Origin of the sequence: Clostridium sp. LS (genome assembly GCF_002760435.1) — a bacterium.
Classification (GTDB): Bacteria; Bacillota; Clostridia; order Clostridiales; family Clostridiaceae; genus Clostridium.
In genome coordinates this window covers 21,708-30,137 of the sequence record NZ_AUUU01000069.1, presented here as the reverse complement: position 1 = coordinate 30,137, position 8,430 = coordinate 21,708, and the positions used below count along the sequence as shown (strand labels likewise).

Annotated in this window: 5 protein-coding genes; all 5 read right to left on the bottom strand. The window is 27.2% G+C overall.

Annotation, left to right across the window (positions count from 1 at the left end; translation table 11 throughout):
• Window positions 1-137: 137 nt before the first annotated feature.
• A complete protein-coding gene (locus tag COL3_RS16450; protein WP_008420328.1) occupies window positions 138-719 on the bottom strand; it encodes a TetR/AcrR family transcriptional regulator in 582 nt (193 codons plus the stop codon).
• Window positions 720-1,164: 445 nt separating this feature from the next.
• Window positions 1,165-3,078 (bottom strand): hybrid sensor histidine kinase/response regulator, encoded by a 1,914-nt coding sequence (locus COL3_RS16445; protein ID WP_008420325.1) that lies wholly within the window; start codon window positions 3,076-3,078, stop codon window positions 1,165-1,167.
• Window positions 3,079-3,206: 128 nt separating this feature from the next.
• A complete protein-coding gene (locus tag COL3_RS16440; RefSeq protein WP_008420323.1) occupies window positions 3,207-5,180 on the bottom strand; it encodes a PAS domain-containing hybrid sensor histidine kinase/response regulator in 1,974 nt (657 codons plus the stop codon).
• A gap of 370 nt (window positions 5,181-5,550) precedes the next feature.
• Window positions 5,551-7,113: a hypothetical protein gene (locus COL3_RS16435; protein WP_008420320.1), complete on the bottom strand. Its 1,563-nt coding sequence runs from the start codon at window positions 7,111-7,113 to the stop codon at window positions 5,551-5,553.
• A 295-nt stretch (window positions 7,114-7,408) separates the two neighbouring features.
• Complete coding sequence (locus COL3_RS16430; protein ID WP_008420317.1) at window positions 7,409-8,263, bottom strand: hypothetical protein; 855 nt, start codon at window positions 8,261-8,263, stop codon at window positions 7,409-7,411.
• Between the last annotated feature and the right edge of the window lie 167 nt (window positions 8,264-8,430).

Sequence of the window (8,430 nt, the reverse complement as noted above, 5' to 3'; positions counted from 1 at the left end):
ATATTGTCAGATAAGTTTTATTTCTATTTTTTCATAGCTCACTTTACACTATCTTAAATAAAGAAATTACTCAACGCATAATATAAAAACTTATTAATCAAAATTCATATGTATTATAGAGTCATAAAACCATCTTACTACATTAATCCAAAATATATATCCCATAGTTTAGAAATAACTTCATTGGTTATTTTTGTATTGTACGTCATCATCTCATGCACTAAGTGATTTTCCAACTTTTTGCATTTAAGGAGATAACTATCTATATTTTCGCTTATAAATTTATTTTCAAGCTGCGGGTTACCAAGAATATCTAAAAGAATTTTATTTTCTTCATTTGAATAAAATTTGTATTTTTCTCGTATAATATTTGATATTTCTTCTGGAGGAAATAAGTGACACCTTAAAATAAACTTCCTTCTAGACATATCAGTGATATAATATTCTATCTTCTTTTTTAATAATACGTATAACTTTTCTTTTATTGAAATATCATTGTCTAATTCTTCTATACCACTAAGGTACTTCATATAATCATTACAAATCTCATCATAGATATAAAAAAATAAATCCTGTTTTGATTTATAATAAAAATATACTGTTGATGCCTTAACTCCTACTTCACTACAAATATCTCTAATATTCGTTGCTTCATATCCATTTTCTAAGAAAAGTTTAAAAGAAGTATAAAATATTTTATCACTTGTCGTATTTTCCAAAACACTTACCACCTTCTATAAATTTCAATCATTTTTTAATTTAATATTCTCTTTTAAAATTTTATATTTTACATATTAAACCAAAGTTATGTATATAACGTTCGTTACATAAATCATATCACTGTATTTACAGTGATTCAATTTAATTTATACTGCATTTTTACCTATAATTCGACTTAATTACTAGCTAATATATAAGCCTCATATTGAAATATTAACTTGTTCCTAGGCGTTTACCTGCCATCTTTATATATAATTATTATTTAATTTTTAATTTAAAAAATAAAAACACAGTGTTTCCTAGCAAACACTGCATTTCATTACATTGTTTATTTAAATTAAATATTCTACTACATCCTGTTAGCAATAGAAACCAAAATCGTGAAATAAAATGTACTTCCTTTTCCTAATTCACTATCCACAAAAATTTCACCACCCATAAGTTCTACAATTTTTTAGATAGAGCAAGCCCTAGCCCAGTTCCTTGAAACCGCTTTGTATTACTGTCATCTAGCTGAGTAAAATAGTTAAAAAGTTTTGGAATATCTTCTTTTTTAATTCCTATACCTGTATCGCATATTGAAAACATTAACAAAACTTTGGTCCCTAAAGATTTTAGTTTCTTAATTTCTAAATGTATTTCACCATTCTGTGTAAATTTAATAGCATTTCCTAAAAGATTTGCAATTATTTGATTTAATCTAAAAACATCCACAAAAATCTGTTCAGGGAGATTGTTTTGAATATGAATTTTAAAAGTTATTTTTTTATTATAAGTTAAAGGTGCATAAAAATTTTCTATTCTATTAATGAAACTCTCCATATAAATCCATTCAGGTACAAGTTCAGCATTTCCAGATTCTATTTCAGAAACATAAAGTATATTATTAATAATTTGGAGTAAATCCATGGCAGATTCTTTAACTAAATTAACCCTTTTCCTCTGCTCATCATTCAATTCAGACATTAAAACTAAATCAGTCATCCCGATAATTCCATTCATGGGTGTTCTTATCTCATGACTCATATTAGCTAGGAATTGGCTTTTTGCTTTATTAGCTTCTTCAGCTTCTATTTTTGCTGTATGTAAATCCATGTTAACTTGTTCCATTTCAATCGTTCTATGTTTAAGATCAGATATTAGTGTACATAATTCTTCCGCCATATTGTTAAAAGCATATGACAATTTTCCTATCTCATCATTTCTTGTAACCTGAGCCCTTGCTGATAAATCTCCTTTGGAAAAGTTCTCCGTAGCTCTTATTAAGTCATTTATTGGCTTCACTATATATTCTGTTCTTTTTATCCAAAGTATTATACACACGATTAACAGAAATATACAGGAATATATAAAAGTATAAATATATTTTGACATTTTGTTTGAAAACTGACTTTCAGGAAAGGAAGTTATAATTAACCAATCCAAGCCTTGTTTTTTATATTCGCTCACTCTTATATGAAGCTTATCATTATCTGTTTTTACTATAGAACGATCCTTGAGACTGCTTTTATAATCTGAATATGCTTCTTTTATATATTCATTATCAATTTCTTCTATTTTTATCCCCTTTATTTGATCATCTGAAATGGTAGTAAAATTAGGTTTTCCAAGTGAATTTGCAACAACCTGCCCAGAACTTTTTTCTACAATATACGCCGTGGCAGATTTATCTTTCACAATCTCACTTAAGTATGAATTTATCTTAGAAAGAATAAAATGAGTTCCTAAAACACCTTTAAGAATACCATTATCATCATAAATTGGATAGGCTGCTGTAATAGCTAAATCTCTCATAACAAAATGTTCATAAACAGGCGAAAATATAGGCTCCCTTCTTTCCTTAGCAGTTATATACCAATCTCTTGTCCTAGGATCAAATTTCCCAAAATCTTGAACAAAATTTCCTGCAGTTAAATCAGACTTCAAAGAATAATAACAAGAATCTCCATTTGTTTCAGCATCACTTCTCATAATCTCTATTTTACCATCTGCATTTCTTCGTGCTCCGTAATATTCACCTTTTTCAGTGCCATAGCTAAAACTATAGATATTATTTGAACTAGCTAACATTACTCCAGAAAAATAAATTTCACGTTCTCTCTTATTATAAATATCGACCACACCATTTTTAATTGAATTATAATTAGATTTATTAATAAATAGTGGCATATTAACAAGATCATCTACTCTATTTACTATTTCTTTTGCTGAATCATCTTCTATTGCTTTAATATTGTTTTCCACTGCTTTATTAGACTCTGTAAATGCAATATACCCTATAATAATTGTTATACAAACAAAAATAACAATAAAAGTGCTAATAATCATATTCTTTAATGAATTTGTTTCTTTTCGCATTTTGCCATTCACCACTCCATATCTTATGTATGCAATTTACTATAATTAAAGGTCGAAGTCTATATAAAATCTAGATTTCAACCTTCTCTAACTTTCTTATAAAAACACATATTAAATAATATCTCTGTTTATTTCTTTAAATGAATTTCAACAATTTCATAAAGTTTTTCAATATCAAATGGTTTTACTATATAATCATCCATATCTGCCTGCATACACTTATCTTTATCTTCACGCATAGCATATGCTGTCATTGCAATGATTGGTATATGTTTTCCTCCAAACTCCTCAGCTCTGATGATTTTAGTTGTTTCAAAACCATTTAATTCTGGCATTTGTATATCCATTAATATTAAGTCAACTTTGTTATTTTTTAATATTTCTAAGGCTTCATTTCCATTATATGCCCCAATATATTTATAACCTTTGTTTTTTATTATACCTTCCATAACTTCTTGATTTATTAAATTATCTTCAACACATAAAATTACCTCATTTCGTTCTACCTTATTAACTTCTACTTGTTTTTTTACTATAGTTCTTATTTCAAAATTTTGTTCTTTCTTTTTAGATTTTTTAAATTCACATGTAAAAATAAATGTTGATCCTTTTCCTACTTTACTTTCAAAGCATATATTTCCATTCATTATAGCAGCAAACTGTTGTGAGATTGCTAATCCCAATCCCGTCCCTACCTGTTTTTTACTAGTTGATAAATTTCCTTGGCTATAATCATTAAAGATTTTTTCTTTAAATTCCTCGTCTATACCAATTCCCGAATCTTTTATTCTAAATTCTATTTTCTCACTAACATCATCACTAGATATCATCTTTACCCTAAAGGATACATATCCTTCGTCTGTAAATTTAACAGCATTACTTATTAAATTATTAAGAATTACTTTTAGCCTTAACTCATCACCAATAATTTCGTAATCGATATTAGGGTCTAAATAGTAACTTACTTCGAGACCTTTTGAATCTCCTATAATTAAAAGATTATTATAAATATTATTAATAGTTTCTCTTAAGTTAAATGGCTCGTCATTTAATTTAAATGTTCCTGATTCTATTTTTGATATATCTAATAAATTATTAATTACATTAAGCATAGTATTAGCTGATTCATTTAATATCTTAATATATTTGCTTTGTTCATCACTAACACATTCCGATCGCAAAAGTTGTATAGTTGCTAGAATGCCATTCATTGGTGTTCTTATTTCATGACTCATATCTGCTAAGAAGATAGATTTTGCTTTATTAGCAGCTTCTGCTTTTTGTTTTAGTAATTCTAATTGCTCACACTTTTCTTGTAATTTTTTCTCAATTAACTTTCTATCTGTAATATCTTTGTAAATTGCTAATACTCCTGAAAATCCACCATCCCCATCATAAATTGGAGAAGCAGAAACAAGAACATTAAGTATTTCTCCATTTTTATCCAATCTAACAGTTTCATAGTCCTTAACAATCTCGCCTTTACTAAGCATTCTTACTATACTTTTTGATTCATCTAATATATTATTAGGAAGCAATTCACTCATATTTTTTCCTATTACTTCTTCCTTTTTAAAACCAAACTTGGCTTCAGCACCTTTGCTCCAATTTGATATATTCATTTCCTTAGTAAAGATTACAAACGGATCATCAAGTATATCCAAGGACATTGAAAATAACTTTGCATTTTTATATTCTTCTTCTATTTCAGAAATATCCCTTATAATACTAACCACCATATTTTTTATTTTTTTATTACTATAAATAGATCTTACTTCCACTGGAAATTTAGAACCATCTTTTCTGTAATGATATGTTTTAAACTTTATGCCCCTATCTAAAGCTTTTTCTAATTGTCTTTGAGTAAATTCCATAGTACTTTCATTTCTAAGAGTGAAAATATCTATATTAATTAATTCGTCAAATGTATACCCATAAGCTTCAATGGCTTTTTTGTTCCCATATAGAATTTTTCCTTTCTTGTTAACTATGAGAATAATGTCAAATGCATTTTCAATAAAATCTTTTCCTTTGTCATATATTTCTTCAATTAATAATGTATCTTTATGCTTGGGCAATCCTTCAAATATCGACTTTCCCACAGTTTCCACCACCCTTATATTTTTCATTATTTAATAATGTATTTTTTCTAAATAAAATTTAAAAGTATATTAAATTTCCTCAGCATTAAATGACTTTGCAATATAATCATCTATTTAATTCCTTTGCCTAATAATCTAAATTCACTAAAATTTGGATTTAATATAATTAAATTATATTAAGAATATTATATCATCTATTTACTTAAGATGAAAATGTTGCATATTCTTTATACTTTCATTCTTTTTAATACTTATAATATCTCATCTTGACATAAAAATAATGAGCGTATTTTGTGCAGCGTTTCATACTAAAAACTCTAACAAAATGCGCTCATTATTTAGGTAAATTATATTTATAAGTATAATTTATCTAAAATTGATTGGTAAGTTCTACTATTCGTATATTTTTTTCTTGATTATTTAATACTTTATACTGTATTTCAATTTTAAATTTGTCAGGAAAGCTTACATCTATATATTGATATTCCTCTTTTTCTTGCTTACTTTCAATTAAACCAACACTTATTGCATTTGGATCTTTTGTATAGTGCAACTCATACAAACATTCCTCAACATGAAGTAATTCTTTTCTTGAAAAATTAACAACATTGCTTAAGTTTTTAAAGTCAAAAGTGAATTTATTAAAGGATTTACTCCAACATTCAAAAATCTCACTTCTTTTTTGATCCTCTTTTTTATGTACTTCCTGTTTCTTTTCATTATATATTTTTATTAAGTTATCTGTATCAATTTTTAACTGCTCAAATTCACCGCTAATATCTTTTATATTCTTTTCTTTAATAACTATTAGCTTAGTATTTTCTTCTATTAGCTCTTTTTTATATTCAGCTTCAATTTTAATATCTGAAAGCTCATTGTTAATATCAATTGTATCAAATTTAACTTTTTTAAATTCTTCCATTAGACCATCTAACTCTTCTAATGATGCATTTTCCATCCTTCCTTTAATTTCAGTTAATACATCTTCATGTATTTTTTTTGCTTCTTCTAACTTAACATTTATTTTCCCCAAACTAATTATGTCTTCTTCTGCATGCTCTTTGTCCGTAATTGCCTTATTTAATAAACGACTTTCTTTTTGTAGGTTATTTTCTATTGAATCTATTTTATCTTTACATAATTCAATATTCTTTTTTAATTCCAATAATTCTTCCTGAGATTTTTTTAAATCTTCGTCTTTTTTTAATATTTCAATTTCTTTTTCCTCTTCTTCTATAAAGCTTGGAAGTAGTTCTTGCTTTGGAGTGAATCTTCCTCCATATGCTTTTACACATAACCATATAAGTCTAGCAAAATGTTGTCTATCGAGTTTTTTCCATACATTTAGCAAAGTTACGTTTTCGATATCCACAGATTGAAGAAAATTTTTCTTTTGCTTTTCATCCATATTATTTATAATTTCTTCTATATCTTCAGTTGTCTCTTGTAAATCAACAAAAGTTTGCTCATTCAAGTACTCTTTTGCCTTATTACTAAGCTTGTCACTATATTTTAAGTAAATACTATCTGCTTTTTGACCTGGGGTTAAATTCTTGAAAATCTTATATAACTTTCCTGCTTCCTCTATAACTTCTACTGATATTTCATCTTCTGTTGGATTTTCTCCATGATTTCTAGTTTTCTCAGTAAGAATTTTCAGTAATCTCTCATCTAATTCTTCTCTTGTATACTTTTTTAGTTCGCATCGCTTCTCATCAACTAAAGTCCATATTTCTTTTACTTCAGGCTCTTCCATCATTTGATTTTTTCCAATTTTGCTTCCTATGAAATTAATTAAACCTATAGTCTTCTTTTTAACTTTTTGTATAATGGGTTTAGAAATATTGGTTACGTTCATTGTTTCAAGCAGTACGATTTGTTCAATCATATCTTCATCTGAAATTCTTCTTAATCCATCAAAAATATTAGGCATGCCCATCTCCCTATCTCGTATATTGTATTATTTTCTTTTATGTAACAATTATCCTACATTTTAGATTTTGCTCTTATTTATATATTAATATAATTCTTTGAATTTTTAAATATAAACTATAAAAATGTATTATTATCACATATTTTCAAAAAAAATAAGGACAATAGAGATTAATCTCCATCACCCTTATTTTTAAGATGTTTAAAAAGTTCCTGAGCAATTCATAGTATTGTATCTACTCATATTTTAACATTTTATTACAAACTATTCAATATTAATTAATAACTTTTCTCTTTTATTTTTTCTTTCCATTAATTCTCTTTATAATAAGATATACAATTCCTGCTATTCCTAAAATAATAGTTAATAGAAATATAAAACCTAACCCTGTAGCTAACCCATTACTGCTTTGAGGTATTGTTTTCTTAGCAGGCTCCTGATTACTAGAACTATCACCAGTTGGATATGTTGCATTGTTTCGACTTTCACTCACTATTGGAGTATTGCCTACTCCATTTGAGTTATTACTTACTGATTCTGAAGAACTATTTGTATTATTCTTAGTTGTTGATCCACTGCTATAGCTTCCAGACTTAAATCCACTTCCGCTAGCACTAGATGAACCGGAACTTTTATTACTAGCTGTTGTACTATTATTTTGGGCAGCACTCCCATCTGTACTTTTACTATTTGTTGAACTCGAGCTACTGCTTCCGCTGCTATAGCTTCCAGATTTAAAACCGCTTACACTAGCATTTGAAGTATTTGAACTTGAATTTTCACTGTTTGTAGTTGAACTACTACTTGTACTACTCTTGTTGTTAGTGGAATTGCTGCCGCTAGATCCAGAACTGCTATAACTTCCAGATTTATACCCGCTCCCGCTTCCACTTGATGTACTTGAGGTTGAATTTTTGCTACTACTAGTTGTTGGTGTACTAGTATTGCCTTTAGATGTAGATCCGGTGCTATAACTTCCTGAACTAAAACCACTACCACTAGTTTTAGAAGTTGATGAACTCGAAGTAGTAGAACTTGAATTTGTTGATGTTGAACCTTTTGCATAAGCCCCTGCTGAAGAAAAGGCAATAATAAAGATAGCAATAAATAGCACTACGAATAATTTTGAAAATTTTCTATACGTTTTCATTTCTTTCCCCTAATCATTTATTTTCATTGTAAATATTATTTATTATACAAATTATATCATATTTTGTATTCTTATCCCAGAAAAATTGCAATTCTATTTATTTTATCGTTACTTTTTTCATATGACTTAATTTATATTTCATAAATTATGATATAAATACAATATTT